This is a genomic window from Pseudonocardia halophobica (assembly GCF_027922425.1).
In the GTDB taxonomy this organism is placed as follows: Bacteria; Actinomycetota; Actinomycetes; order Mycobacteriales; family Pseudonocardiaceae; genus Pseudonocardia; species Pseudonocardia halophobica.
The window spans coordinates 1-1,100 of record NZ_BSFQ01000137.1 but is presented as its reverse complement, the minus strand read 5'-3'; the positions used below and the strand labels follow the sequence as shown (position 1 = coordinate 1,100).

The 1,100-nt window shown below is 61.5% G+C and carries 2 protein-coding genes; both read right to left on the bottom strand.

What is annotated here, in order from left to right; translation table 11 throughout:
* Positions 1-159: 159 nt before the first annotated feature.
* A complete protein-coding gene (locus tag PKE99_RS37695; RefSeq protein ID WP_037054445.1) occupies positions 160-495 on the bottom strand; it encodes an NIPSNAP family protein in 336 nt (111 codons plus the stop codon).
* A gap of 151 nt (positions 496-646) precedes the next feature.
* Positions 647-1,100: HAD family hydrolase (locus PKE99_RS37690; RefSeq protein WP_369075888.1), on the bottom strand; the 454-nt coding region annotated here is incomplete at its 5' end.

Sequence of the window (1,100 nt, the reverse complement as noted above, 5' to 3'; positions counted from 1 at the left end):
TCACCTTTCCATCCTTGAAATTGAGATCCGAGTAGAAGACGTCGACCTCGACATCACCCCAGGGCAGGTCGTCGTCGGTCAGCTTGTCGACCGAAATCCGGGTCGATCCGTCGACTCTATCGATCCGTACCGCACGGAACTCGCGCCCATTACTGCTGCTCACTTCCTACACCACTCACCGAACGAGCTCGCTTCGACCAATCGCCGCCTCATCGACTGCACCAATGGGCCCTCCGTCTCGCTCGCGTGAAACGCGGCGACCCACTCCGGGTCACGGACGAACGCACCCCATTTGTGCTCCATGTCTGCGACATCTGTGAACCGGAGCGTGTAGACGACCTCGTTGAACGAGTGATCACCCACCGACGTCACGCCGATCTGAACGAGGTCCATCTGATGTTTGTCGAAGAGGCGGAACGCGTGCTCATTGAATCTCGCGATGAGCGACTGAAGGCGGCCGGGCGTGGCGACGTACTCTCGGACCTCGTATAGCATGCTCTATCTTCCTATCGATTGCACTATGACTTAACTTCCAGCGGAAACTTGCCCGAAGGGAGACTCATCAGCCACTCCGCCTTCCTTTCGCTCTCCGCAGGCAACCATGAAGGATTCTGCCCAGTGTGGACGGCTGTATGAGTGATCCTCGTCAGGTCGTGTCGACGCCGATGGGCGACAGCAGGCGACGGCCGATCGAGTATGCCTCTCTCAGGTCGGTGCCGACGTAGCTTGCCGACGCGAGCTGGGCGATGGCCGGGCTCGGGTTCACCCCGACGGCGTGCGGCAGCCAGGTGAACAGGTCGAGATCCGAGGACGAGTCGCCATAGGCGACACACGCCTGCGCCGTCAGGTGATGTCGGGTCAGAGCATCCTGAGTGATTTTGACCTTCGCCTCCGGTGACAGGGTGGCCGCATCGGGCAGCGGTCGGCCGACCTCGACATCCGAGCCGTAGGTCTCATGCGCGCCCCAACGCCGCAGCCTGCGGCCGAAGAAGGCCGGGGACTGCGTGATGACGATCGCGATCTCACCTCGGGCGCGGATATCGGTGAACACGTCGACGGTGCCGGTCATCCAGCAGGCGCTTTCAAACGCAGCGTCGAGA